Consider the following 26,026-nt stretch of genomic DNA (forward strand, 5'->3'; position numbering starts at 1 on the left):
GAATGGAAACCAGGTATTCTGCTCGACGAACTAATTCACGAATGATTCAAACGACTTGCTGTTGACAGGCAACAATTTTCCGCGTCGTTTGCCCATGTCGAAACAAGACGAGGGCCGCGAATATGTTGTGCCTGCAATCAAAATCGGCGGATGTTTTGGATCTACTGTAGCTATTCCGGGCGGCAATCAGTATTAGCGTCCCGGCACAATCTTCCCAATATGAATGAGAGGTTGGTCATGAAACATCAGAATGCCTGAACCTGCACTGATTCGTATCGCGGGCAAAAAAATTGCCGGAGGTCTGTGAACCATCCGGCCATTTTTTCGCTGTCATACCTTCAATTTAACCCCGCACGATCTCCCCATCGCGGCGACGCCACAAATCAAGCGGATTCTCATCAGCCAGCGCTTGCGGCAGCAGTTCAGCCGGGAAATCCTGATAGCACACCGGACGCAGGAAGCGATCGATCGACGTCGTCCCAACCGAAGTCGCGCGTGCATCCGAAGTCGCCGGGAACGGACCGCCGTGGACCATCGCGTGACACACCTCGACGCCAGTCGGGAAACCGTTGACCAGAATCCGCCCCGCCTTGCGTTCGAGTATCGTCACCAGCTTTTTCGCGCTCGCCACATCGGCGCTATCCATCTGCAGCGTCGCGGTCAGTTGACCGGCAAAGTGCTCGGCCACCTTCAGCAACTCCTGCTCGTCCTTGCAGCGAATAACCGTCGACACCGGGCCGAACACTTCGTCTTCCAGCGCCGGGGTCGACAAGAACGTCTGCGCGTCGGTCACGAACAGCGCCGCGCGCGCCTGGGTCGGACCAGTCGCGGCCACGCCACGCGCCACAGCCTCGACGCCCTTCGTCGCAGCGAGCTTGCCCTCGCCATCCTCATACGCGGCATGAATGCCCGAAGTCAGCATCGTCTGCGCCGGCTTCACAACCAGCGCCTCGGAAGCCGAAGCGACAAAGCGCTCCAACGCATCGCCTTCAATCGCAATCGCAAGCCCCGGGTTCGTGCAGAACTGCCCCGCTCCCAGCACGAGCGAGTCGACGAAACCACGCGCGATGCTCTCGCCGCGCGCTGCAAGCGCATTGGACATCAGGAACACGGGATTGATGCTGCTCATTTCCGCATAGACCGGAATCGGCTCGGGACGCGCCGCCGCCACACGCATGAGTGAGGTGCCGCCCGCACGCGAGCCCGTGAAGCCAACCGCCTTGATAGCCGGGTGCGCAACAAGCGCCTCGCCGACCGAGTTGCCCGCGCCGACAATCATCGAGAACACGCCTTCGGGCAGATCCATCTCCTGCGCGACGCGCTGGATCACCCGACCGACCAGTTCCGAAGTGCCAAGGTGCGCACGATGCGCCTTCACGACAACCGGGCAGCCCGCCGCGAGCGCCGCGGCGGTATCGCCGCCCGCCACCGAAAACGCGAGCGGAAAATTGCTCGCGCCAAACACGGCAACCGGGCCGAGCGCGATCTTCTGCATGCGCAGGTCCGAACGCGGCAGCGGCTTGCGCTCGGGCAGCGGCGAGTCGAGCGTGGCGCCGAGCCACTGGCCCGCGCGCACGACCTGCGCGAACAGCTTGAGCTGACCGGTGGTGCGGCCACGCTCGCCTTCCAGGCGCGCCTTCGGCAGGCCCGATTCGGCCTGGGCGCGCTCGATCAGTTCGTCGCCTAGCGCGGTGATGCCGTCGGCGATGCGCTCGAGGAACTCCGCGCGCACCGCGAGCGGCAGTTGGCGATAAGTGTCGAAAGCTGCGCGCGCCAGCTCGCACGCCTCATCGACATTGGCGACGGTGCCGCTGCCGAACACCGGCTCGGCAATCTCGGCACCCGTCGCGGGATTGAAGGCGCGCAGCGCTTGTTCTTCGCCGCGCACGGCTTGGCGGCCGACCAGCATCTCTCCGGTAACAGGCATTTGGGCTTTCCTCGAATGGCGTCTTTAGATATATGTCATCCTACAACATGTAGGAACTTGCACGCAACCGGGAGCACGCCTATCTGGCTGGGGATTCCGGGTTTACGTACCCATTACAAGCGAAGCCATCGTGTTACCCTGCCACTAGACATACGATGACCTATAACATCACAATAGACTGCGTTTTTTTGCAGCGGGTTTGCCGTCATCGTTGCCGGTTTTCAGATCCATCGCCATTCAGGAGACATCCGATGTCCACCGTCACGCCTTACCAGTCCCTGCCCAACCGCTTCCGCCAGGCGGTGCGCGGCGGTGCAACCCAGATCGGCTGCTGGGCGTCGCTGGGCAGCCCGATCGTCACCGAGCTGCTGGGCACGGTCGGCTTCGACTGGATCCTGCTGGACGCCGAGCACGCGCCCAACGACGTGCTCACGCTGATCCCCCAGCTGATGGCGCTCAAGGACAGCGGCAGCGCGCCGGTCGTGCGGCCGCCGGCCAACGACAGCGTCGTCATCAAGCGCTTTCTCGACAGCGGCTTCTCGAACTTCCTCGTGCCGTTCGTCGACAGCGCCGACGACGCCGCCCGCGCCGTCGCCTCGACGCGCTATCCGCCGCAGGGCATCCGCGGCGTGTCGGTCGGCCATCGCGGCAACCGCTACGGCACGCTCGCCGATTACTTCGCACTCGCAAACGACAACGTCTGCGTGATTGCGCAGATCGAAAGCCGCAAGGCGGTCGAGGCGATCGACAGGATTCTCGCGGTGGAAGGCATCGACGCGGTCTTCGTCGGCCCCTCCGATCTCGCGGCGTCGTACGGCCATCTCGGCAACGCGAATCACCCCGACGTGCAGCAGGCCATCGCGCACGTATTCGATCGCGCGCAGGCAGCGGGCAAAGCGAGCGGCACGCTCGCGACCGTGCAGGCGGACGCGGAGCATTATCTGTCGATGGGCGCGCGCGTGGTCGCGGTGTGCGCGGATCTCGGGCTGCTCAAGGGCGCCGCGCAAGCGGTTCAGAAACATTTCATGCAGAAGCGGGCGGGCGAAGCTTGAGCGCCGCCCGCATGACTCAGGAGCATTCGATGAAAAAAGCAGGTTTTATTGGACTCGGCATCATGGGCAAGCCCATGGCCGCCAATCTTCTGAAGCACGGCGTTGCGCTTGCCGCGTTCACGCGCAGCGGCGTGCCCGACGAGTTGACCCGGGCCGGCGCCGTGGCGTGCGACAGCCCGGCCGCGGTGGCCGCCCACGCCGACGTGATCTTCGTGATGGTGCCGGACACGCCGGACGTCGAGCGCGTGCTATTCGGCGAACAGGGGCTCGCGAGCGGACTGCACGCGGGCCAGATCGTCGTCGACATGAGCTCGATTTCGCCGATGGCGACGCGCGATTTCGCGGCGCGGGTGCGCGAGCGCGGCGCCGACTATCTCGACGCCCCGGTCTCGGGCGGCGAGGTAGGCGCGAAAGCCGGCTCGCTGACCATCATGGTGGGCGGCGAGCAAGCGACCTTCGACACCGTGAAGCCGCTGTTCGACATGATGGGCAAGAACGTCACGCTGATCGGCGCGGTGGGCGCGGGCCAGGTGTGCAAGGTCGCGAACCAGGTGATCGTCGCGGCGACCATCGAGGCGGTGGGCGAAGCGCTGCTGCTCGCCTCGAAGGCCGGCGTCGATCCGGCGCGCGTGCGCGAGGCGCTGATGGGCGGCTTCGCGTCGTCGCGCATTCTCGAAGTGCACGGCGAGCGCATGACGAAACGCGCCTTCGATCCGGGCTTCCGCATCGAGCTGCACCAGAAGGATTTGAACCTCGCGCTCTCGACGGCGCAGGCGCTCGGCGTATCGCTGCCGAATACCGCCACCTGCCAGGCGCTCTTTAACGCGTGCGTCGCGCACGGCGGCAAGGCGTGGGACCACTCGGCGATGGTGCGCGCGCTAGAACTGCTCGCGAATCACGAAATCGGGCAACAGGTGGCGTGATTTCGCCGCGCAGGCATGGTTCAAACCTCGATTCAAACCGCGATTCAAACCTCGATACCCAGCGCGACGATGCGCCGGTATGGCGTCGCGCGCGCCATGCCGATGCGCGCGGCGGCATTCGCCACATGGCCGTGCGCCGCGCGCAGCGCATTGGTCAGGAAGCGGCGCTCGAAATCCTGCATCGCTTCGTCGTACTGCTGCGCGCCGGCGCGATCGGGCACGGCGGCAATCGGTGCGCCCTTCGGCTCGTCGCGCTGATCGCCCGCTGCGCCGCGCGCGTCGTCTTCGGCCTCGATCTGGCCGCGCCCGTCACCGATGAAGCGCGCCAGCGAACGCGCATCGATCCGCTCGTTCTCCGACAGCAGCACCGCGCGTTCGAGCATATTGCGCAACTCGCGCACGTTGCCCGGCCAGCGATACGCGCACAGCACCGCGAGCGCATCGCGGTCGAGTTCGAGGCGCACGGCGCCGCTTTCCACCGACAGCTTGTCGAGGATCGCATACGCCATCGCCTCGATGTCGGCCAGTCGCTCGCGCAGCGGCGGCACGCGGATCGTCAGCACGTTGATGCGATAGTGGAGATCCGCGCGAAATCCGCCCTGCGCCACCAGTGCGGGCAGATCCGCCGAGGTCGCCGCGATGATGCGCACATCGGTGCGCACCGATGCGGTTCGAGCCGAGCGGCTCGAATTCCTGGATTGGCGGCGTGGCGGCCTTTCTCTGCTCCGAGTCCGCGAACAAAATACGCGGCGCGGAGATCAAGGTCGACGGCGGATGGATCGCGCAGTGAAACCCGCATGAAATCTTTGCTGGAATCGGCAACCCGCTTGTTCCAGGGGGCTGTTCAGATTCATAACGGCCCTTCTGGCGGCCAGCCCCGAGATTAAATTGTAGAGTTTGGGGAACGTGCCTTGCCGGCCGCATTGCGGCGTCGCGCGTCGCTTGTTTGGCTCGGCCAAACGGCGCGCCGCGCTCCTTGCACTGCGGCCAGCAAGGCACGTTCGCAAGCCCGTTATGAATGTGAACAGCCCCAGGCTCCGATGATGCCGCGGCCCCATCAAGTCTGAACGTCTTCTCGAAGCATTGCCCGTTGCCTGAACAACAATCATGGAGACATCGATGAGAGATACCCCGTTTGCAGTCCGACATAAATTCGCGCTGCTCGGCGCGGCACTGGCGCTAGCCGGCGCGGCGCTCGTGCCCGGCGCTCATGCAGACAATCAAGCCGGGGAACGCAACGGCGGCAACGGCGGCCACGCCGCGCTGAACCGGCTGCCGTCGTTCGTGGTGGCGGGCAGCCTGAAGTCGACGAGCTACGACGGCGTGAGCGACGATCTGCTCACGGCCGGTCTAGGCAAGACCGGTCTGGCGGGCGCGGCGCCGTCGATTGCGAACCCGGCGGCGCCAACCGCAGCGGAGTTGCGCCGGCTTGCCATCTGGTCGAACTACCGCGCGCTCGTCGACATGAGCGCAAACGGCGGCTATGGGCGCTTCTGGGGACCTAACGTGGACGTGTACGGCAACGACACGCTGGGCGAAGGGAAAATTGCCGGCACCGAATATCTCGCGTATGCCGACGACGGCTCGGGCCGGCAGAACGTCAGCCTCCTCGTTCAGGTGCCGGCAAGCTTCAACCCGGCGAACCCCTGCATCGTGACGGCAACCTCGTCGGGCTCGCGCGGCGTGTACGGCGCGATCTCGGCAGCCGGCGAGTGGGGCCTCAAGCGCGGCTGCGCGGTGGCCTATACCGACAAGGGCTCGGGCAACGGCGCGCACGAACTGATGACCGGCACAGTCACGCTGATCGACGGTCTCCTTGCCGATGCCGCCACGGCCGGCCGCAACAGTCTCTTCACCGCGAACCTGCCCGCCGCTGCGCTGGCCGCGTACAACCAGCAATACCCGAATCGTTATGCGTTCAAGCACGCGCATTCGCAGCAGAATCCGGAAGCGGACTGGGGCAAGGACACGCTCGAGGCGGTGCAGTTTGCGTATTGGGTGCTGAACCAGCAGTTCGCGCCGCGCGCTGATGTGTCGAATGCAGCGACAAATGCAGCGCCGAACCACGGCGTGCGCTTCGCGCCAGGCGACATCACGACGATTGCGGCTTCGGTGAGCAACGGCGGCGGCGCATCGCTCGCGGCCGCCGAGCAGGACCCCGGAAAGTGGATCACGGCCGTGGTGGTCGGCGAACCGCAGATCAACGTGCGCATGCCCGGCAACGCCCAGGTCAGGGAAGGCGGCCAGCGCATCGCGGCGGCGGGCAAGCCGCTCGCCGACTACATGACGCTCGCCAACCTGCTGCAGCCGTGCGCCGCGCTCGCGGATAGCGCCGCTGGCGCGCCTTATCTCACCGCGCTGCCCGCCGCCACGACGGCGGCCATCCGCCAGGCGCGCTGCGCCTCGCTGGCGTCGGCGGGCTACGTGCACGGCAGCGACACGCATACGCAGGCAAACGATGCGCTCGCGCGTTTGCACGAAGCGGGCTATGAAGCCGATTCCGACCTGCTGCAAGCGCCCATGTGGGACTCGCAGGCCGTGCCGGCCGTGGCGGTGACTTACGCCAACGCGTACACGCGCTCGAGCGTGGTCGACAACCTGTGCGGTTTCAGCTTCGGCACGACCAGCGCATCGACGGGCGCAGCGGGCGTGCCGCCCGCGCTCTCGCCCATGTTGACCGTGTTCGGGCTCGGCAATGGCGTGCCGCCCACCAATGGCGTGAATCTCGTCTACAACGTCACGCCGCCGGGCGGGGCCGACCATCGGCTCGCCACCCCCGATGCCAGTTTTGCAGGCGCCGTATGCATGCGCGCGTTGTGGACCAACGGCGACCCGCGCATGCGCCAGAGCGTGCAGGCGATCAGCGTGAATGCGAATTTGCACGGCAAGCCCGCGATCATCGTTCAAGGCCGCAGCGACGCACTGGTGCCGATCAATCATGCGTCGCGCGCGTATCTCGCGGCCAATAGCGTGCGCGAAGGCTCGCGCAGCCAGTTATCGCTTTACGAGGTGATGAACGGACAGCACTTCGACGCGTTCCTGGGCGTGCCGGGTTTCGACAATCGTTACGTGCCGGTGCATTACTACAACATCGCAGCGCTCAATCTGATGTGGGATCACCTGAAGAACGGCACGCCGCTGCCGCCTTCGCAGGTCATCCGCACCCTGCCGCGCGGCGGCAACCCGGGCGCCGCGCCGGCGCTGGCGCTGACCAACCTGCCGGCGATCGTTGCGAATCCCGGCAGCAATGCGATCAGCGCGCGCGACGGGCTGGTGAACGTGCCGCATTGACCGCAGTTTCAGCCATCCTGAGCAAGTGCATGAAACAGTTCGTCTTCCTGTGCACAGTGCAGCCGGATGATCGCATCGAGCCCGTACAGCAGTCGCTGGGCTTCGCGCCGCCAGTCGGCGCCCGCGCAATCTTCGGACAGGTCCTTGGCCATGCGGTCCAGGGCCTGTGCGAGGCGAAATATTTCCCGATGCATCGCGCTCATGGTTGACAACGGGTCCTCGCCTTCGAGCAGTCCGGCGATTCGCGGATATAGATGGGTGTCGTCGCTCACCTCGTGCGGTACGAGTATCCGTCTCAGCGAGTCGTTGAGGTGCGCGAGCCGGTCCTTGACTGCCGCGGAGGACAAGCGCGGCAGCTCGTCGGCGAGCCGGCGTATCTGCTCCATCACCGGTTCGAGTTGCGCATGCTCGCCGCTCAGGCGCGCGACGTCGTCGGGCGCCAGCACGCCGGCCGCGCGTCGAGGCGCACCTCCCAGCGCCCGCAGCGCGTTCGCGATGGCCGCCACGTCGATCACCTCCTGAAGGATCGCGCCCGCCAGTGGCGGCAGGAAGCCGAGCGCGGCAACAATCATCGCGACCAGAGAAAGTCCCATGCCGACAAACACGCTTTCGATCGCAATGCGACGCGTCCGGCGAGCGACGCGGCGTGCGTCGACCAGCCGGTCGAGCCGGTCGACGAGCAGCACGACATCGGCCGCTTCGGACGATGCGGCGGCGCCGCGCGCGCCCATTGCAACGCCCACGTCGGCGGCCGCCAGTGCGGGCGCATCGTTCACGCCGTCGCCGACCATGATGACCGGGCCCTGCCGCTTGGCCTCCTGAATCGCAGCGAGCTTGCCGGCGGGCGTCTGGCCCGCCCGCACCGCATCGACTTGCAGGACGGCCCCCACGGTTTGGGCGACATCGGCGTGGTCGCCCGTCAACATCTCGATGCGCGCGATGCCTTCGCGCCGCAGCAAACGCAATGCGCGCGGCGTCTCCATGCGAATGCTGTCGGCCATCTGGATAGCGCCGGTCATGACGCCGTCCTCACTGACGAAGACCGACGATGCGCCTTCATAGGCAATGCGGCGAAGGAACCGGCCGGCCCACGGCGCGACGGCCGATGCCGAGCTCACGAAATCGAAGCTTCCTATCGCCACGGCGTGCCCGTCGATTTTGCCGCGCATCCCGGCTCCGGCCGTCTCGCGCACGTCGAGGGGCGCGCTCAGCAACAATTGGCGCGTGCGTGCCTCCGCCGCGAGCGCGTCGGAGATGGCGTGGTTCGAGGCCTGCGCCAGCGAAGCCGCCACACGCAGCACGCGCTCCGGCGTACCGCCGGGCCCCGTCTCGATAGCGACGACGCGCGCGGCGCCGCCGGTCAGCGTTCCGGTCTTGTCGAAGAAGAGCGTTTGCGCCGTTGCCAGCTGTTCGAGCGCGGCGCCGCCCTTGATCAGCACGCCGCGACGCGCACATCGCGAGATTCCCGAAACAATGGCGACCGGCACGGCGAGGATCAGGGGGCAAGGCGTGGCGACCACGAGCACGGCGAGCGCCCGCTCGATTTCGCCGGTGCCGATCCAGCTCCCCCCCGCCATCACGAGCGTGCAGGCGACGAACCACCAGGCGTAGCGGTCCGCGAGCCGCGCGGCCGGACTGCGGTCGCGCTGCGCCATTTCCACCATGCGCACGATGCCGGCAAAGGTGCTGTCCGCCGCTGTGGCCGACGCGATCATCTCGAACGTCGGCCCCGCATTGATCGCGCCGCTTCGCACCGCCGCGCCGGATTCGCGCGTGCACAGACGCGACTCTCCCGTCAGCGTCGACTCGTCGAGCTCGGCATTTCCAGCCAGCGTTCCGTCGACCGGCACGATGTCCGCGTGACGCACCATCAAGCGGTCGCCGACGCCAATCTGCTCCAGCGACACCCGGTTCCACTGTCCCGCTTCCAGCCGGGTCGCGTTTCGTGGCGCATGGCTCAGCAGCGCGGTCATTTCAGCGCGGGCGCGATTGTCCGCATAGGCCTCCAGGGCCCGGCCGCTCGCGAGCATCAGGGCGATCACCGCAGCGGTCAGCCATTCGCCCAGCAGCAGCGCGAAGGCGATGGCGAGCACCGAAAGCATGTCGACGCCGCCCTCGCGGCGACGCAACGCCCTGGCCGTCGAGACGCCGAGCGCCGCCAGAACCGGCAAAGCGCCGGCCATCCACGACAGGCGCGCGGCGTCGGGAAAACCGGCCCCATCGAGCGCAAGCCCGGCGAACAAGCCGGTCACGCACGCGGCAAGCCAGACAAAATTCAGCGAATGGATGACGTCCCGCATGGCCCGCTATGCGTCCTGTTTAGTCGAACTCGAATCATGCGCGCCCGGAACCGCACACGATTGATCTTCATCAATCGCGCAGACGGATTTGCGTTCACGGTAAGCGTGCCAGCCCTCACTACCGATCGAGACAGCGATGACGACTCCTTCAAACGACTCCAGCGCGCCCGCGTCCATTACGCCTGTTACGCCTGTTACGCGCATTCTGGTCGCCGTCGACGCGTCGCCCGCGTCGACGGCCGCGCTTCGCTATCTAGGCCAGCTGTTGCGCTCCGCATTGGGCCCTGCATCGCGCCCTGATGCTGCGGTGCGCATCGTGAGCGTCGCGGAGAACCCGCGATCCCTCGTGCCGCTCGGGACTTGGGCGGCCGAGCAGCTCGACGCCGCGAGAGACGAAATTCACCGCGACGCCGAAAAAGCCGCCCAGCTGGCGCTCGATGCATTGCATGGCTGCGGATTGCGCATCGACGCAGAGGTCGTCGATCTTTGCAAGGAAGGGGGCGATGTGGTGGACGCGATCGCCGCCGCCGCGTCGCGCTGGCCGGCCGACCTGGTCGTTCTCGGCACGAGCCACCATCGAGGCCTCATGCGCTGGGTGGAAGGCGAGGTTGCCGCGCCGTTCGCGCGTCTGCTCCGCTGGCCGGTTTTGCTCGTGCCCGCGGGCTACGAGGCGCCTGAGGACGAGGCTGCGTCGCGTATCCTGTTCGCGACCGATGGCAGCGATGCCTCTTTCACCGCCTTGCGGACGGCCACGGCGCTCGCCACGCCCGACGCGCACTGGTGTGCGATCTATGTGGTCGACCGGTTGCTGGCGCCGGGCACCGGATTTTTCGAACGCAAGCTGGAGGAAGCGCTGAGCGAAGCCGGTGGCGTGGCTGTCGCGAAAGCACGCGCCGACCTCGCTGCGTGCGGGCAGGAAGGATGGAACGTCGAAACCGCGATAGTCAAAACCGCGAATTCATTTGACGACGTCCCGCACACGCTCGATCGCGAGGCGAAGCGCTGGAATGCGCAACTGCTCGTGCTCGGCACGCACGGGCGGCGTGGCCTGACGCGCTGGCTGCTTGGCAGTGTCGCGGAGCGGGCCACGAGGCTCGCCTCCGTTCCCCTGCTGCTCGTGCCGCCGGCAATGGAGTGAGAGGGAGTGGGCGCCGCCCCCTTCGGGGCGGCGGGTCGCGCCAGGTAGCGGCCACAAAGCGACTACGAAGCGACTACGAAGCGACTACGAAGCGACTACGAAGCGGCCACAAAGCGGCCACAAAGCGGCGTCAAGCATCCAGCGCATCCGGGACGTCGACCAGCAGCAGCGGCGTGCGCGTGAGATGGGCGACCTGGCTGGCGACGCTGCCCACCACGAGACGCTTCAGCCCCTGGCTGCTGTGCATGCCCATGACCAGCAGATCCGCATGCCATTCGGCTGCCTCACGAACCAGGACGCGTGCAATGTCGTCGCTCGTTTCGGCGGCGCCGATGGTGGCCGTCGTCACGTTGATCGAGGCGCGCTCGAGGACCTGCCTGGCTGCGGCAAGCGCCTTCGCGCCGCGATCGAAGCCCATTGCACGGTGCTCGACCGGCCATACCGGGGCAGGCGCGGCAACGCATACCGCGCGCAAAAGCGAGTCCGGCGCCGCGAAGCGCAACCCATACATTGCGCAATGTCGCGCATCTTCCGCGGAGTCGACCGCGAAGAGCATCCGTGCCGGCCAATCACCTTCGCCGCCGTGCCAGCCATGCGGGACGATCATCAGCGGGCAGGGGCACAGCCGTGTCAATGCGCCGGAGACGCTTGCCTCGAGCCAGCGCAGCCACTGCCGGTGCTGCCGCGCCCCCACGACCACAAGCTCCGCGTGCCACGCCGCAGCAGCAGCGACGATGGCGTGTCCGATATCGGCGTCATGCCAGGACATCTCGATCGTCTGCGTGTCCGCGCGGATGCCGGCGTTCGCAAAAAAGTCCGCCGCGTCCGCGAGCGCATCCCTTGCATCGTGCCTGCTCCGCCTCGCCCGCACCCGGCCGTTGCGCGACGGCTCCGCAACCGGTATGGCCGCATCGCCGGGCAGCAAAGCCGACGCTTCGCCCGGCGCCACGTTGACGACGCGCACCACGCTATCGATTGGCGCCACGTCGCGAACAAATCTCAGCACGTCGCGCGAAACGTCTGATGTATCTATGGCGACGAACATTCTGAGCGGCACGCGTGCGTTCATTGTCGAATTCGCCCCATGACTCCGCACGGCCCGCAAGCGGGTCACCGCGCCTTTCGGCACAGGATGATCACACCGCATTCGTCAGGATCCTCGAGGCGGATAACCGTTTCCGCACCGCCACGCGCCGGCACCTGCACCGTCTGCGTCACGCTTTGCGACCGAAGATGAACTTCGATCTCGTAGCGGCCCGCGGGCACGCGGACGAACAGGAATGGCCCGCGCGTACGCACGCGCAGCAGGCGATGATGCGGTTCGGTCCAGATGCTCACGTCGACATCGGACAGGTAAGAGCCCGTTTTCGTCGCGAAGGTCATGCGCAGGTTGTATTGGCTCGCCTGCGCCCTGAACGCCTCGACTTCGGTTTGCCCGATGCCGCCCGTGATGTAGGGAACGCCGTTTCGCCCGGCGGGCATATGGGCCGTCTGCGCGTCACCTGCCCCGGCAAAGACGCAAAGTCCGGCAATGAAAACGATGGCGGGGAGGCGGAATAGAGCAGACATGACGGGCACCCATTGACGTAATCCTGGCGACGGCGTGTCTAGCGCCGCGCGGCATCGATGAAGCAAGAATAGGAGTGGGCGGCAAACGGCCGTTGATACAGATCAATCGCGCCAGACCCTCGCGACGTAAGCTGCATCCCACGGTAACCGTCAAAGTTCTCTTCCTGTCACACAGCAGAGGCCCGCCATGAACAATCTTTCGTTATCCAGAACAATAGGAAAAGCCAGCATTGCGCTGCTAATCGGTCTCGGCGTCTCCCTGTCGTTCGCCGACGAACGCAACGCCCCGAACAACGCCAACACTGCCAACAGCGCCAGCTACGGTCCGGGCATGATGGGCGAGTACGACGGCAGCTACATGGGCCCCGGCATGATGGGCTTTGGCATGCCAGGACGAGGCATGATGGGCGGCGGCATGATGGGCGGTTACGGTTGCGGCCCGGGTTACGGCAGCGCAATGGGCGGTCTCGACCTCTCCCGCGATCAACGCAGCCGCATCAACGCGATCGTCGATCAAACGCGCAAGGCGCATTGGGTGCTGATGGGCAAGATGCTCGACCAGCAGGCCAGCCTCCGCGATTTGTATATCGCGCCCACGCGCGACCAGAACGCGATCGACCGGAGTTATAAGACTTTGCGCGACTTGCGCCAGCAGATGTACACCACATCGATCGATGCGCGTAAGCGGATCGAAGCCGTTCTGACCCCCGGACAGCGGGACAAGTTGCGCGAGGACTGGCGCGAAGGCGGGCCGATGGTCTGGTAGCGGAAAAAGGAAACACCCCAAGCCCATCTGCCAGGAGGCATCATGGCGACGCTGGCGATTCTTTTCGCCGTGGTCCTGCTGATCAACCTGATGCCCGCGTTCGCACCGCCTACGTGGATGGCCATGTCATGGATCGGGTTCAACGTTCCGGAAGGCAGCGCCTTGCAGTTCGCCATCGTCGCCGCGAGCGCGGCGACCATCGGGCGGCTCGTATTGGCAAACTGCGCGCGATGGCTGGTGCGCGGAAAACTGATGCGAGACGCCGACCGGCAGAATATCGACGTGATCAAGGCCTGGCTCGAAAAGCACAACACCACGACGGTCAGCGCGTTTTTTCTTTATGCCTTGAGCCCGTTCCCTTCGAACTATCTTTTCATCGCCTATGGACTATCGGGTTTGCCGCTCAGGAACATCGGCGTCGCATTCTTCATCGGCCGCACGGTCAGCTATACGGTGTGGGCTCGACTCGGAAAACTCGCATCCACCTATGTCGATCCGGAATTCGAGCTCGAAGGCGGCTATTTCAGCGTCTGGTTCGTGATCACGCAGCTCGCGCTGCTCGGTTTCGTCTACCTGCTCATGAAGATCGACTGGAAAATGCTGATCGAGCAACGCAAGCTCGCGTGGCGACGCTCGCTCAAACGGCCCGATGACGCAGGGCGCGGCCACACCACAGACTCCTGATCGGGCCACCGTGACCGAGGCATGCAGCGGGAGAATCGGCCGGACCGGCACGTCCTTAAGCCTGCGTTAACCTTGCCTCCCCTACGCTTGCCGCTTCCACACTCAAGGAACGACAACGAACATGTCCGGGTTTCCGCTTTCCCTTCGCGCCAGCGTGCTGCTGTGCGCTGCGCTTCTTGCCGCCCCGTCGTTCGCACAGGCGGGCGAGATCAAGGCGCTGATGAAAGACATGAAGCTGGCCATGCAGGGCGCGATGGCCAGCACCACGATGCCGGAGCTAAGCGGCTATGTGGCCCGACTCGAACGCGACGCGCAGCAAGCGAGTCGTCAGACTTATCGCGACGACCAGCGCACGTACGACGAAGGCATGCACGCGTTGCAGCAACAGTTGGCCGAGGTGGATCAGGCCATCCGTGTGAACGATATGAATGGCGCGAAGAAAGCGCTGCACCAGATCAACAACACACGGAAGCATTATCACCACCTGCTCAGCTGACCGATTCGCACGTTCATTCGAAAATCGAACACCGCCCATGGAAAAATTCTCGCGATATCCCCTCTCGGTCAGCCTGCTGCACTGGCTGCTCGCCGTTGCGCTGACCGGCAATCTCGTCATCGGCTGGCTGCTCGACGACCGGGAGGAACTGGTCACCCTGCACAAGTCGATCGGCATTGCGATCCTGGGCCTCGTCCTGATTCGCCTGGCGAACCGTGTACGTGTGCGGGGCCGGGTGCCGGAATCGGTCAACCGGGCGGGCACGCCGGCACATTTTGTGGAAACGGCCGTGCATCGTTTGTTCTACGCATTGATGCTGGCCATACCGCTGATCGGGTGGATGAAGACCAATGCGGCGGGACACGCCGCCAGTTGCTTCGGACTCTTTTCGCTGCCTGCGCTGATACCGAAAAACCGCGAACTCTCGCATCTGCTCGGGCAACTGCACTCGCTGACGGCCTACGGGCTGGCTGCGTTGATCGGCCTGCACGTGGCCGGGGTCCTGGCACATCGGGTTTTCAAGGCGCGAAATATCCTTCCACGCATGCTTCCCCTGCCTCTGCGGAGGCCGGACCGTCAGGCGCATGCCCCTGAATAGTCGAATGCTGCTGGTTGAAATAACGCACGCAGCGGCACGTCTGGCCTTTCACTGAAACCCGCGGCCAACTCCATGGCGGCTTTCAGACGAAGCCCCCCCGGATTGCTGACAACCCCACGTTTTTCGGAGCGTGGGGTTTTTGCTTTTGGTCCAGGCGCGCGCGCAGCGCTTGATGCATATCAATCGTGACGGCATGGAAGCAAGCAAATCTGTGTGTCGGGACGGATGTTTTCCTTGGGTGGCGGTCATGCGCGGCGCTCGAGCCACGGCGCGCGCGCTCGAGGGCACGCATCCGGTTTTCACACCACGGAGAAAGCACCATGCAACGCATCGGTCGAAGTGGAATGCTTGCTGGCGTAGCGGCACTCGCCATCGGCGCGGCATCGATATGCACGGCAGCCGCCGACGAAACCATCGCGCCGGCGGCGCCCGCCGACGCGGTCTCGGGCGCCAGTGTCAGGCATGCGAATGCGGTTGTCTTTGCCATCGATACCGGGCGCAACAGCATCACGCTGCTCGAAGACAACGGCCAACCGGTGGACGTGATCGTCGACCGCCGCCTCGGCGACGTCGCCAGGCTGCAGCTCGGCGACACCGTTGCCGTCACGTTCAGCAAGGCCTTGCTGCTGCGCGCCGACAAGTCCAATTCGGACGGGATACGCAAACGCATCGATAAAGGCTTCACGTCGGGCGTGCCGCTCGGTTCGTCGCTGTCGCTGTACCGGGTCGAGGAGGTGGCGACCGTCGTGCAGGTCGACCCCGGCAAGCACGAGCTCACCGTGCGCGGCCCCACGCGCACGATGACCTTGCAGGCAACGGCGAATAGCCTGATAGACGGGCTCAAGCCGGGCGACAGCGTGAAGGTCGACTACGTCGAGGCAACCGCCGTCCAGATCACGCGAAACGGCATGCCGCTGCGCTAGGCCGGTCCCGCATCAATTGACGTGAATCAAGAGCGGCCAGGCACCCAGCCAGACAATGAATGCTCTCTTCAAGGAGGATTCACCATGAATGACGAAACGACCAAGCTGCCCGTGAAAAAGCCGGAAGAAAGCGCACAGCGGCCCGCGGTGTTCCAGGCGTGGCACCCGGTCGAAAACCTGCGCCGCGAGATCGATCGTCTCTTCGACGATTTCGACCGCGGTTTCAGCCTCCAGCCGCCGCGCCGCGCTTTCCTCGGCATCGAGCCGTTCTGGCGCCGCGAACGCGCGTTCGCGGCCGCGCCGGCGGTGGACATTGCAGAAACCGACAAGGCGTATGAGATCGTGGCCGAGTTGCCCGGCCTCGACGAGAACGACATCGAAGTGAAGCTCGCCAACGGCGGCCTCACGATCAAGGGCAAGAAGCAGGAAGAGAAGGAGGAAAAGAAAAAGGATTACTACCTCCACGAGCGCCGCTTTGGCGCGTTCGAGCGCTACTTCCAGATGCCGGAAGGCGTCGATCGCGAAAAAATCGAAGCGAGCTTCAAGAAAGGCGTGCTGACCGTGACGCTGCCCAAAACCGCGGAAGCGCGCAAAGCCGAAAAAAAGATTCCGGTGAAGGCGGCCTGACGCAAGGCTGGAGCCGAAGCCACGCTCGCCCCGGCTCATGCGGGCGGCGTGGCTCGGGAAGCGCGCCATGCGGAGAATGAAAGTGAAAGCGGCGCAGCCGGAGTTGAGGGTTCCGCGCTAAACAACGGCGGCTCGCGTCTGGACCTCGTAGCCGTCCGCCGCAATGTTCCAGTGGCTCACGCACTGTATCCGCTCGAACTCGAAAATGGCCCCTGCGATGGCCTCGTCGCGTTCCACGGACTCGCCATGCACGCGCATGAGCTCGCAGCGGTGCGGGAATCCGCGATGGTCGAGAATCTCCTTGTAAAAGACGACCTCAACGCTCGCCAGCCCCGAAGCCGCCGTACACGACGCCCCGCGCTGTTTCGCACGGCGCCGGCTGCCCTTGTCCGCCGCGCTTGCCTGCTGCTCCAACGGCTGCCCGCCCCGCGGCGGCTGAATACGCGGCGCGCCCCCACACATGCCCATGATTGCCGCGCGCGGGGCATCGGCGCGCGGTACCGGACAGTGCATGGCCCTGTTGCCTGTGTGCGTGGTCGAATGCAAGTTCATGATCGGACCTCTCTCGCGGTTTCGTCGCTGCGCGCCGCCCCCGCCTCACATTTCACATTTCGATGATGACCTTCAGCGCCTGCGTGCTGGCCGCGTGCGAGAACGTTTCGTATGCCTTGAGAACATCGTCGAACGCAAACCGGTGCGTGATGAGCCGGGCCGGATCGATGCGCCCGGCGCACACGGTCTTGAGCAGCATGGGCGTGCTCACCGTGTCGACGAGACGCGTCGTGATCGACACGTTGCGGTCCCACAGCTTGTCGAGGAAGATCGACGCGCTCACGCCATGCACGCCGATGTTCGCAATCGTGCCGCCCGGGGCCACCAGCTGCTCGCACAGCTCGAAGGTGGCCGGCACGCCCACCGCCTCGATGGCGCAGTCCACGCCCACGCCGTCCGTGAGCTTCATGACCGCTTCCACCGCGTCCGCAGCGCGCGGATCGACGCACGCCGTGGCGCCGAAGCGCTTCGCGCATTCGAGACGGTTCGCGTCCATGTCGATCATGATGATCTGCGCGGGCGAGTAGAACTGCGCGGTCAACAGCGCCGCCAGCCCGATCGGCCCCGCGCCCACGATGGCGATGGCGCTGCCAGGCTCGACCTTGCCGTTGAGCACGCCGCATTCGAAGCCCGTGGGCAGGATGTCCGAGAGCATCACGAGCGCCGCTTCGTCGAGGCCCGCGGGGATCTTGTAAAGACTCGTCTGCGCGTGCGGCGTGCGCACGTATTCGGCCTGGGTGCCGTCGATGCGGTTGCCGAGAATCCAGCCGCCCGTCTTGCAGTGCGAGTACATGCCGCGGCGGCAGTATTCGCATTGCCCGCAGCTCGAAATGCACGACACCAGCACGTGATCGCCGGGTTCAAGCGTGCTCACGCCGCTGCCCACCGCATGCACGACGCCCACGCCTTCGTGGCCGAGGATGCGCCCCGGCGTGCAGCTCGGCACGTCGCCCTTGAGGATGTGCAGATCGGTGCCGCAGATCGTCGTCTTCGACATCTTGACGATGGCGTCGCCGGGCTCCCGCAATTCCGGCATCGGACGCGTTTCGACCGCGAAGCGGCCCGGACCGTTATAGACCAGTGCTTTCATGTTTTCTCCATCGGCGTTCGGAAATGGGCCGGCGCGGCGCATGCCAACGGCGTGGCAACGGCTTGGCACAACGGCGTGCCGGCGCTATCGGCTTTGATCATGCGCCGCCGAGCCCAGGCGCATTTGACTTCGATCAAGAGCACCGGGGCCGACGCGGATTCGCATCAGGAAGAAGGAAGCGTGGCGGGGCTACGCCACCGGCGTCTCGGCGCTGCCCTCGCGCCGGTGCCAGCCCGCCGCCGGTTCGAGCGGTTCGAGCGCGCTGGTTTCGTCGAGATGGAACAGCGCATCGAACTGCGACGCGAGCGAGGCTTCGAAGTAGTGGCTCTGGCGTTCCGTCTGCGGCAGGTACAGCACGCCGATGGCCCGCTCGAGCATGGGTTCGTCGAGCGGGCCGGACGCCTCATCGCGCAGCGGCAGAAAGAACCGGTCGTAGCCCGTCGTGTGGAACAGGTGCTCCCAGCTCTCGGGCAGCGCGGGACGCACCCACTTTTGCTCGACCTCGCCGTCCCACTGCGAGGCCGCCGACACGTGGCCGGTGCAGGTCGTGAAGCCCACCAGCAAGGCGCGATGCTGCGCGCTCTCGCGCACGATCTGGCCGAGGTTCCACTCGCCGCGCCGGCGCGATTCGGTCGCGCGGGCGTCGCCAAGGTGCGAATTGTGGGCCCAGACCACGACCTTGCCGCTGCCGCCGCGCCGCACGCGATAGCGCGCCAGTGCGAACAGCGTATTGGCCATGTGCGCGTCGCGCAGGTTCCAGGTGTTCAGCCGGCTGCTGAACATGCCGCGGTAGTACGCCTCGGCATTGACCACCACCTGAGCGTTCTGCTCCGCGAAGAACTGCGCGTCGAGCGCGTCGGTGCCGTCGCGCGAGAGGTACTCGAATTCGCCGGCGCGCAGTTGCAGCAGCTGCTGCACCGCGCCCGCGCGCGCAGCAGGCCGCGCGCCGAGCGCCACCGCGTAGCCATAGGTCTGCGCCTCGCGCACGTGATCGAGCGCCGCATAGCGCTCGCGCGCCAGCGCCGCTTCGTGCGGATCCACGGCCTCGAGATAGCGGATCACGGCGTCCGCCGAGCGGTAGAGGCTGTATAGATCGAGACCATAAACGCCCGCGCGCTGCCGCCGCGGGCGCGCCGCGTTCAGCTCGCGCAGCGCCGCGATGAAATCGCGCATCTCGCGATTGCGCCACATCCATTCGGGGAATCGCTCGAAGTCGTCCAGCGCGGATGTGGCGTCGTCGGCGCCCACGCCTTGCACGAAACGGTTGATGCGCCAGGCGTCGGGCCAGTCGCCTTCGATCGCCACGGTGTCGAAGCCGCATTCGCCGATCAGGCGCAGCGTGATTTCTGCGCGCATGCGGTAGAACTCGGCGGTGCCGTGAGTCGCCTCGCCGAGCAGAACCAGATCGCGGCCGTGCGCCATCTCCAGCAGTGCGTCGTAGTCCGCAAGCGTGCCGTCGAGGCGTTGCGCGAGGTCGCGAACGGCCAGAAAGGGGGTCTTCGAAGGCTGCATGATCCATGCCCTCCTTGCCAGGGTCGGTTTACTGGCCGCTCAAGCCGGGCCGCCGCCGGGCGGCACAGAATGCGCGCCGCCCGCATCGCCATCCGCAGCGCCGTGAGCCGGGTCCGGTTGCCCGCCTTGCGCGGCGTCGAGGCAGGCTCGAACCTCCTCGTCGCTGGTCTGGGCGAAGTCGGCATAAAACTGCCCGATGCCCATGAACCCATACGGCTGCAACACGCAAACGAAATCGTCCGCCACTCCGGCGAAGCGCTCTTCGGCGCCAGCCGGGCAAACCGGCACCGCCACCACGAGCGCCCTCGGCCGTCTGCCACGCAGCGCCTTGAGGGCCGCATGCATGGTCGCGCCTGTCGCCATGCCGTCGTCCACCACGATGACGGTCTTGCCCTGCACCGCCGCCGGCGGCCGCTGCCCCCGGTAAGCCGACTCGCGGCGATGAAGCTCGATGCGTTCGCGCTCGAAGGTATCCGCGAACTGCGCCTCGCTCACGTAGAGCGCGCGCATCACCGCGTTGTTCACGTAGAGCGCGTCGCCGCTGGCGATGGCGCCCATGGCGAGCTCGGGATTCTGCGGCGCGCCCAGCTTGCGCACGATCAGCACGTCGAGGGGGCAGCGCAAGGCCTTCGCCACCTCATAGCCAACCGGCACGCCGCCGCGCGGCAGCGCGAGCACCACGACGTCGTCGCGCGCCGCGTAGCGCTCCAATGCCAAGGCAAGCTGCCTGCCGGCATCGACACGATTCTGGAACAGGTCACGCATGATCTGGCATCCTGATCAAATCTCGACCCCGCGGGTCATCGGGCGCGCCTCGAGCCAGCGTCCGAACCAGTCGCTGGCAAGACGCGTCACCGCCTCGAGCGCGCCCGGCTCCTCGAACAGATGCGTCGCGCCGGGCACGATCTCGATGCGATGCTCGCAGCGCATCTGCGCGGCGGCCTTGCGGTTCAGGCGGATGACCTCCTCGTCGAGTCCGCCCACGATCAGCAGCGTGGGCGCCGCGACCGCGGCAAGCGCCTCCCTCGCAAGGTCGGGCCGACCGCCTCGGGACACCACCGCGCTCACCGAATCCGTCTGCGCCGCCGCGACGAGCGCGGCGGCCGCGCCCGTGCTCGCGCCGAACAGACCCACTGGCAGCGGCGCGATCTCGGGCCGCTCGCGCAGCCAGACGAGGGTCGCAGCGAGCCGGCGCGCCAGCAGCGAAATATTGAAGCGGTACGTGGCGTCGACGCTGTCGTGCCGCTGCTCCTCAGCCGTGAGCAGGTCGAACAGCAGCGTCGCGAAGCCCGCGCCATGCAGCCCCGCCGCCACCTGCCGGTTGCGCGGGCTGAAGCGGCTGCTGCCGCTGCCGTGCGCGAACACCACGATGGCGCGGGCCTGATCGGGCATCTCGAGGGTTCCGCCCAAGGTCACGTAATCGACTGGAATCTCCACCTGCAGCGCTTGCATCTGTCCCTCCTGGGGTGGCGTCCGTGCATGGTTCGCGGGGCGCTTGATCCCATCATCGTGGCGGCTTCGCACCGCCGGTTGACTTCGATCAATCGCATGCGGCGCGGGTCGGGTCGAATGCACTTAGCCGGCGCGCCGCCTGCCCATGTGCGCCCACCCTCGACCCGGAGCTACGATCATGACCCTGCCGCCCCTCCTGCACCGCCTCCTGCACCGCCTGCTGTGCGGCCCGTGCCGCGCACGCCGCGTGCGCGTCATCACGCTCGAGCGCACGTGCGCCGCACGCGCGCATGCGCCGATTCCTGTGCTTCTGCCATGTCCCGCGCACACCACGTTCCCTTCGCGCTAAGCGGCGGCAAGGCGCGCCGCGACGCCCGCCGCGTCGATCGCGCCTTGCACCGCGCAAGCACCTACCCGCATCCCGCGGGCCGCATCCGGCGCATCGAGACGCACCTGTCGGTGGTATTTCTCGCTGGTCGCTACGCTTACAAGCTTTTCAAGCCGGTGAAGTTCGACTTCGCCGATCTCACGCGGCTCGCGCGGCGCCGCCGCTGCGCGCAGGCCGAGTGCACGCTCAACCGCGCGCTGGCCGGGCCGCTCTATCTGGGCGTATGGCCGCTCGTCGCGCGGGGCCGGCGCTGCGTCTTCGGCGCCGTCTCGACCGCGGCTGCAGGCCGCCGCCAGGCGCCGCCTGCCGGCGCGCTGGAATACACGGTGCGCATGCGCCGCTTCGATGCGGGTGCGGTGCTCTCCGCGCGCTGCGCCCGCCGCGACGACGGTCTCGCGGACGCCGACGCGCTGGCGGCGCGCCTCGCGCACTATCACCTGCACGCGCCCCGCCGCGCACCGCGCGCACGCTACGGCAGCGCGGCCAGCGTGATGGCCCAATGGCGGCCGCTCGCCGATGCGCTCGACCCCGCCGTGCCGGCCGAGGCCGCGTTGCGCGCGTGGTGCGAGGCGGCGCTGACGCGCCTCGCGCCGCAATTCGACGAGCGCCGCGCGAACGGGTTCGTGCGCGCCTGCCACGGCGATCTGCATCTGGACAACCTGATCCGCTGGCGCAACCGGCTGCTGATGTTCGACTGCATCGAGTTCGACGACGCGCTGCGCTGGATCGACGTCGCCAGCGATCTCGCGTTCGCGGTCATGGATTTCACCGCCCACGGTCGCGCGGACTGCGCGCATCGGCTGCTCGGCGCATGGCTGGCCGCAACCGGCGATTACGCGGCGCTGCGCGTGCTGCCGTTCCACACGGCCTTGCGCGCCCTCGTGCGCGCGCTGGTGGCGCACCTGCGCGGCGATGCCGCCGACGCCGCGCGCTATCGGCGCGTGGCGGCGGACGTCGCGGCGCGCCTGAGCGATGCGCGGCCCGCGCTGCTGCTTTGCCACGGCGTCTCGGGCTCGGGCAAATCGCTCGCGAGCCGCGCGCTCGCGCAGCGGCTTGGCGCGATCCGCCTGTCGAGCGATGCCGAGCGCAAGCGCCTCGCCGGCGTCCCGGACGCCGCGCGGCTGCCCGCCTGCGCCTATGCGGCGGGCCAGGTCGAGGCGATCTACGGCGGCCTCCTCGCGCATGCGCAAACCGTGCTCGAAAGCGGCTATACGGCGATCGTCGATGCGACCTTCCTGCGCGAACGCAACCGCAGCGACTTCATCGCGCTCGCGCGCCGCCTGGGCGTGCGCATCGTCCTGCTCGATTTCACGGCGGATCGCGCGACGCTCTTCGCGCGCGTCGAGTCGAGGGCGGCCTTGGGGCGCGATGCGTCCGACGCCGGCCCGGCCGTGCTCGCCGATCAACTCGCGCGGGCCGAGCCCCTGAGCGCCACGGAGCGCGCGCTGGCGATGCGCTTCGACACCGGGGGCGAACCCTCGGCTTACGAAACCGAAGCCTTCTGGACGCCGCTGCTCGACGCGCTCGCGCGCCCGTGCCTTCATCCGGTCAGCCGATAAACCACCGCAAACCCGCCGACATCATGCCGATCCACAATGCCGATATCGCCGAAGTGTTCAGCGAGATAGCCGACCTGCTCGACATTCAGGGCAGCAATCCCTTTCGCGTGCGCGCTTACCGCAACGCCGCCCGCTCGGTGAGCGAATACGCGCGGAACGTGCGGACGATGGTGGCCGAGGGCGCCGACCTGAGGACGATTCCCGCCATCGGCGACGACCTCGCGCTGAAGATCCAGGAGATCGTGCGCACCGGCACCTGCGCGATGCTCGCGAAGCTGCGCACCGGCATGCCGTCGGCGGTCACGGCCCTGCTGCGCATTCCGGGCCTCGGGCCGCGGCGCGTGCGCAAGCTCTACGAGCATCTGCACGTGCAGTCGCTGCAGGAGCTGGAGCGCGCCGCGGCCGAAGGCCGGATCCACCAGCTACCCGGCTTCGGCAAGCAGACCGAAGCGCAGATCCTCGCGCACATTCAGGCGCGCCTCGACAAGGCGCGCCGCTTTCCGTTCGTGCAGGCGAGCCAGCGCGCAGAGCCGCTGCTGGCCTGGCTCGCCGCCTCGCCGCAGGTGGAGCGCGTCGAGGCGGCGGGCAGCCTGCGGCGGCTGCGCGACACGGTGGGCGACATCGACATCGTGGCGAGCGCGCGCGATCCGGCTGCCGTCACTGGCCGCTTCGTCGGTTACGAAGACGTCATCGAGGTGCTCGCGCACGGCCCGACCCGCGCCAGCGTCGTGCTGCGCGGCGGTCTGCAGGTCGATCTGCGCGTGGTCGAGCCCGCGAGCTTCGGCGCCGCGCTGGTCTACTTCACCGGCTCGAAGGCGCATAACGTGGCGTTGCGCCGGCTCGGCCAGGAGCGCGGCCTCAAGATCAACGAATATGGCGTCTTTCGCGCGGACACCCGCATTGCCGGCGAGACCGAGGAATCCGTATACGCGGCCGCCGGCCTCTGCTGGATCCCGCCGGAGCTGCGCGAAAACGCGGGAGAGATCGACGCCGCGCGCACCGGCGCACTGCCGGCATTGATCGCGCGCGCCGATCTGCGCGGCGACCTGCACGCCCATACGGCGGCGAGCGACGGCCGCGCCTCGCTGCACGAAATGGCGCTCGCCGCGCGCGAGCGCGGCTTGTCCTACCTCGCCATCACGGATCACTCGAAGCGCCTCGCCATGGCGCACGGTCTCGGGGCGGCCAGGCTCGCCGCGCAGATCGACGAGATCGACGGGCTCAACGCGCAGCTCACGGGCATCACGCTGCTCAAGGGCATCGAGGTCGACATTCTCGAAGATGGCAGCCTCGATCTGCCCGACGCGATCCTCGCGCGCCTCGATCTCGTGGTCGGCGCGATTCACAGCCATTTCGACCTGCCGCGCGAGCGCCAGACCGAGCGGATCCTGCGCGCGATGGACCACCCCTGCTTCACCCTGCTCGCGCATCCGAGCGGCCGCCTGATCGGCAGCCGCGAACCGTGCGATATCGACATGCTGCGCGTCGTGCGCAAGGCGCAGGCGCGCGGCTGCTTTCTCGAGATCAATGCCCAGCCCGAACGCCTCGACCTGACCGACACGGCCTGCCGCATGGCGAAGGATCACGGCGTGCTGGTCTCGATCGGCTCCGATGCGCACAGCATGGCCGGGCTCGACGACCTGAGTTTGGGCGTCAACCAGGCGCGCCGGGGCTGGCTCGAAAAGGCGGACGTGCTGAACACCCGGCCGCTCGCGAAGCTGCGTGCGCTCATTGCGCCTACGATGCGTGAAACGCCGGAAGACAACATGGCCGCCCTTGCGCGAGCGCCTCGCGTTCACTCGCAAGTGGCGGGCCAAGGCCGCTCGGGCCAACAAGAGGCCGCAAGCCAGTGAGGTCAACCATGTGGTATGCCCTGGTCGAACAGCAGCGCCAATGGCTGCGCGCATGGCGCGCGGCGTCGCAATCCATGCGCAGCGCCTGCGAGGCGTGGCCCGCGCCCCCGCTCGCGCACGCCGCTTCGTCCTGCTACGCCGATCTGTGCGAGCCCCTGCTCGGCCTCGCGGACGGCCCGCCGCCGTTCGCGATCGACGCCATCGCGCTCGCGGGCCGCCGCTGCGCCGTCGAGGAAAGCATCGTCGCGCGCACGCCGTTTTGCGACCTGCGCCGCTTTGCATGTCATGGCGCGCGCCCCGGCGCCGCGCGCGCCGTGCTGCTGTGCGCGCCGCTGGCCGGCCATGCGGCCGTCATGATGCGCGAGACCGTCGAGGCGCTGCTCGCCGACGGCGACGTCTACGTCACCGACTGGATCAACGCGCGCGACGTGCCGCTCGCGGCGGGACGCTTCGGCCTGAACGAATACGTGGCGATGCTCGACGGCTTCATCGGCCAGCTCGCAGGCGATGGCCGGCCGTTGCATGTCGTCGCCGTCTGCCAGTCGACGTTTCCCGCGCTCGGCGCGCTTGCGCTGCGTGCGCAGCGCGCGCTGGCGCCGCCCGCCAGCATCACGCTGATAGGCGGCCCGCTCGACGCGCGCCGCAATCCGGGCACGCTCGGTCTGGCCGCCGCGTCGCATTCGCTCGACTGGTGCGAGCGCCACCTGATCGACGTCGTGCCGCCGGGGTTCGCGGGGCACGGCCGGCGGGTGTTCCCGACATGGCTGCAGCGGGCCGAGATCGCGATCGTCTATCCGCAGCGGTACATGTCGCTGATCGACTGCTACACCCATGCCGCCGCGAGCGGCGACGCACGCGCGCTGGCCGCCGCGCGCCGGGCATTGATCGAATACTCCGCGCTGATCGACATGCCGGCGGAGTACTTCCTCGACACTGTCGATATCGTGTTTCAGCGCGCGCTGCTAGCGAACGGCACATGGCGCGTGGCGAGCGGCACGAGCGGACCCAGCGCGGGAAGCACGGAAAGCGGCACGCTCGTCGAGCCGGCAGCATTGCGCGACGTCGCGCTGCTGAGCGTGGAGGGCACGCGCGATGCCGTCACCGGGGCCGGGCAGACGCACGCGGCGCTGGAGATGTGCAGCGGCATTGCGCCTGATGCGCGGCAGCGCCTCGACGTGGACGGGTGCGATCACTACGGGCTGTTCACGGGCGAGCGCTGGCGCGCCGACGTGCATCCGGCGCTGCAGGCGACTTTCGTTCGCGCGGAAGCCGCCCGCTCGCCGCTGCACGCGCTCGCGCGCACGCCCCGCGGCGAACGAACCTGAT

General features: G+C 67.1%; 24 protein-coding genes and 1 pseudogene. 15 read left to right on the forward strand and 10 right to left on the reverse strand.

Annotation, left to right across the window (positions count from 1 at the left end; translation table 11 throughout):
- Positions 1–343: 343 nt before the first annotated feature.
- On the reverse strand, positions 344–1,927 hold the full coding sequence (locus P5W98_RS17370) for an aldehyde dehydrogenase (NADP(+)) (RefSeq protein ID WP_421026790.1): 1,584 nt from the start codon (positions 1,925–1,927) through the stop codon (positions 344–346).
- Between the two features lie 251 nt (positions 1,928–2,178).
- Here P5W98_RS17370 and garL point away from each other — a divergent pair, with 251 nt between their 5' ends.
- Together garL and P5W98_RS17380 are read left to right on the forward strand one after the other, a co-directional pair.
- Positions 2,179–2,979 (forward strand): 2-dehydro-3-deoxyglucarate aldolase, encoded by an 801-nt coding sequence (gene garL, locus P5W98_RS17375; protein ID WP_421026789.1) that lies wholly within the window; start codon positions 2,179–2,181, stop codon positions 2,977–2,979.
- 29 nt (positions 2,980–3,008) lie between these two features.
- Positions 3,009–3,902 (forward strand): 2-hydroxy-3-oxopropionate reductase, encoded by an 894-nt coding sequence (locus P5W98_RS17380; RefSeq protein ID WP_434716975.1) that lies wholly within the window; start codon positions 3,009–3,011, stop codon positions 3,900–3,902.
- 44 nt (positions 3,903–3,946) lie between these two features.
- On the opposite strand, the pseudogene P5W98_RS17385 reads toward P5W98_RS17380, so the two are convergent.
- Positions 3,947–4,598: pseudogene (locus tag P5W98_RS17385) on the reverse strand (sigma 54-interacting transcriptional regulator); the annotation flags it as partial.
- Positions 4,599–5,021: 423 nt separating this feature from the next.
- On the opposite strand from P5W98_RS17385, the gene P5W98_RS17390 reads away from it, so the two are divergent.
- Entirely contained in the window at positions 5,022–7,193 is a 2,172-nt protein-coding gene (locus tag P5W98_RS17390) for a D-(-)-3-hydroxybutyrate oligomer hydrolase (RefSeq protein WP_421026787.1), read from the forward strand.
- An 8-nt stretch (positions 7,194–7,201) separates the two neighbouring features.
- Here P5W98_RS17390 and P5W98_RS17395 read toward each other — a convergent pair whose 3' ends face one another.
- Positions 7,202–9,295: a heavy metal translocating P-type ATPase gene (locus P5W98_RS17395; RefSeq protein WP_421073364.1), complete on the reverse strand. Its 2,094-nt coding sequence runs from the start codon at positions 9,293–9,295 to the stop codon at positions 7,202–7,204.
- On the opposite strand from P5W98_RS17395, the gene P5W98_RS17400 reads away from it, so the two are divergent.
- Both P5W98_RS17400 and P5W98_RS17405 read left to right on the forward strand, forming a co-directional pair.
- Complete coding sequence (locus tag P5W98_RS17400; RefSeq protein ID WP_421073368.1) at positions 9,276–9,557, forward strand: hypothetical protein; 282 nt, start codon at positions 9,276–9,278, stop codon at positions 9,555–9,557. The genes P5W98_RS17395 and P5W98_RS17400 overlap by 20 nt on opposite strands.
- Before the next feature lie 72 nt (positions 9,558–9,629).
- A complete protein-coding gene (locus P5W98_RS17405) occupies positions 9,630–10,631 on the forward strand; it encodes a universal stress protein (protein ID WP_421026785.1) in 1,002 nt (333 codons plus the stop codon).
- 130 nt (positions 10,632–10,761) lie between these two features.
- Here P5W98_RS17405 and P5W98_RS17410 read toward each other — a convergent pair whose 3' ends face one another.
- The gene (locus P5W98_RS17410; RefSeq protein ID WP_421042699.1) at positions 10,762–11,778 is read right to left on the reverse strand and encodes a universal stress protein; all 1,017 of its coding nucleotides are present in this window, start codon (positions 11,776–11,778) and stop codon (positions 10,762–10,764) included.
- Positions 11,742–12,200 (reverse strand): carboxypeptidase regulatory-like domain-containing protein, encoded by a 459-nt coding sequence (locus P5W98_RS17415; protein ID WP_421026784.1) that lies wholly within the window; start codon positions 12,198–12,200, stop codon positions 11,742–11,744. Before P5W98_RS17415 ends, P5W98_RS17410 begins: the two co-directional genes overlap by 37 nt.
- A 187-nt stretch (positions 12,201–12,387) precedes the next feature.
- Between P5W98_RS17415 and P5W98_RS17420 the strand changes: the two genes are divergently transcribed.
- The 6 genes from P5W98_RS17420 to P5W98_RS17445 all read left to right on the forward strand — a co-directional run bounded on the left by P5W98_RS17420 (position 12,388) and on the right by P5W98_RS17445 (position 16,294).
- Positions 12,388–12,966 carry a Spy/CpxP family protein refolding chaperone gene (locus tag P5W98_RS17420; RefSeq protein WP_421026783.1) on the forward strand — a complete coding sequence of 193 codons (579 nt, stop codon included), beginning with the start codon at positions 12,388–12,390 and terminating at the stop codon, positions 12,964–12,966.
- A gap of 42 nt (positions 12,967–13,008) precedes the next feature.
- Complete coding sequence (locus P5W98_RS17425) at positions 13,009–13,650, forward strand: hypothetical protein (RefSeq protein WP_421026782.1); 642 nt, start codon at positions 13,009–13,011, stop codon at positions 13,648–13,650.
- A 121-nt stretch (positions 13,651–13,771) separates the two neighbouring features.
- Positions 13,772–14,146 (forward strand): cytochrome b562, encoded by a 375-nt coding sequence (locus tag P5W98_RS17430; protein ID WP_421026781.1) that lies wholly within the window; start codon positions 13,772–13,774, stop codon positions 14,144–14,146.
- A gap of 37 nt (positions 14,147–14,183) precedes the next feature.
- On the forward strand, positions 14,184–14,744 hold the full coding sequence (locus P5W98_RS17435; protein ID WP_421026780.1) for a cytochrome b: 561 nt from the start codon (positions 14,184–14,186) through the stop codon (positions 14,742–14,744).
- 320 nt (positions 14,745–15,064) lie between these two features.
- Entirely contained in the window at positions 15,065–15,667 is a 603-nt protein-coding gene (locus tag P5W98_RS17440; RefSeq protein ID WP_421026779.1) for a hypothetical protein, read from the forward strand.
- Positions 15,668–15,751: 84 nt separating this feature from the next.
- Positions 15,752–16,294: an Hsp20/alpha crystallin family protein gene (locus P5W98_RS17445; RefSeq protein ID WP_421026778.1), complete on the forward strand. Its 543-nt coding sequence runs from the start codon at positions 15,752–15,754 to the stop codon at positions 16,292–16,294.
- Between the two features lie 117 nt (positions 16,295–16,411).
- Here P5W98_RS17445 and P5W98_RS17450 read toward each other — a convergent pair whose 3' ends face one another.
- The 5 genes from P5W98_RS17450 to P5W98_RS17470 form a co-directional block, all read right to left on the reverse strand.
- Positions 16,412–16,846, reverse strand: coding sequence for a hypothetical protein (locus P5W98_RS17450; RefSeq protein WP_421026777.1), 435 nt, complete (start codon positions 16,844–16,846; stop codon positions 16,412–16,414).
- Between the two features lie 52 nt (positions 16,847–16,898).
- On the reverse strand, positions 16,899–17,936 hold the full coding sequence (locus P5W98_RS17455; RefSeq protein ID WP_421026776.1) for a zinc-dependent alcohol dehydrogenase family protein: 1,038 nt from the start codon (positions 17,934–17,936) through the stop codon (positions 16,899–16,901).
- A 189-nt stretch (positions 17,937–18,125) separates the two neighbouring features.
- Positions 18,126–19,448 carry an erythromycin esterase family protein gene (locus P5W98_RS17460; protein ID WP_421026775.1) on the reverse strand — a complete coding sequence of 441 codons (1,323 nt, stop codon included), beginning with the start codon at positions 19,446–19,448 and terminating at the stop codon, positions 18,126–18,128.
- Between the two features lie 39 nt (positions 19,449–19,487).
- Positions 19,488–20,213, reverse strand: coding sequence for a phosphoribosyltransferase (locus P5W98_RS17465; protein WP_421026774.1), 726 nt, complete (start codon positions 20,211–20,213; stop codon positions 19,488–19,490).
- Between the two features lie 15 nt (positions 20,214–20,228).
- Complete coding sequence (locus P5W98_RS17470) at positions 20,229–20,900, reverse strand: dienelactone hydrolase family protein (protein ID WP_421026773.1); 672 nt, start codon at positions 20,898–20,900, stop codon at positions 20,229–20,231.
- A 178-nt stretch (positions 20,901–21,078) separates the two neighbouring features.
- Between P5W98_RS17470 and P5W98_RS17475 the strand changes: the two genes are divergently transcribed.
- From P5W98_RS17475 to phaZ, 4 genes are read left to right on the forward strand one after another with little or no spacing between them, the layout of a single operon-like run.
- Positions 21,079–21,249 (forward strand): hypothetical protein, encoded by a 171-nt coding sequence (locus tag P5W98_RS17475; RefSeq protein WP_421026772.1) that lies wholly within the window; start codon positions 21,079–21,081, stop codon positions 21,247–21,249.
- A complete protein-coding gene (locus P5W98_RS17480) occupies positions 21,216–22,847 on the forward strand; it encodes an AAA family ATPase (protein WP_421026771.1) in 1,632 nt (543 codons plus the stop codon). Before P5W98_RS17475 ends, P5W98_RS17480 begins: the two co-directional genes overlap by 34 nt.
- A 23-nt stretch (positions 22,848–22,870) precedes the next feature.
- Entirely contained in the window at positions 22,871–24,700 is a 1,830-nt protein-coding gene (gene polX, locus P5W98_RS17485) for a DNA polymerase/3'-5' exonuclease PolX (RefSeq protein WP_421026770.1), read from the forward strand.
- An 8-nt stretch (positions 24,701–24,708) separates the two neighbouring features.
- On the forward strand, positions 24,709–26,025 hold the full coding sequence (gene phaZ / locus P5W98_RS17490; RefSeq protein ID WP_421026769.1) for a polyhydroxyalkanoate depolymerase: 1,317 nt from the start codon (positions 24,709–24,711) through the stop codon (positions 26,023–26,025).
- Position 26,026 lies beyond the last annotated feature (1 nt).

Source organism: Paraburkholderia sp. A1BS-2L (assembly GCF_051125205.1).
Taxonomy (GTDB): Bacteria; Pseudomonadota; Gammaproteobacteria; order Burkholderiales; family Burkholderiaceae; genus Paraburkholderia.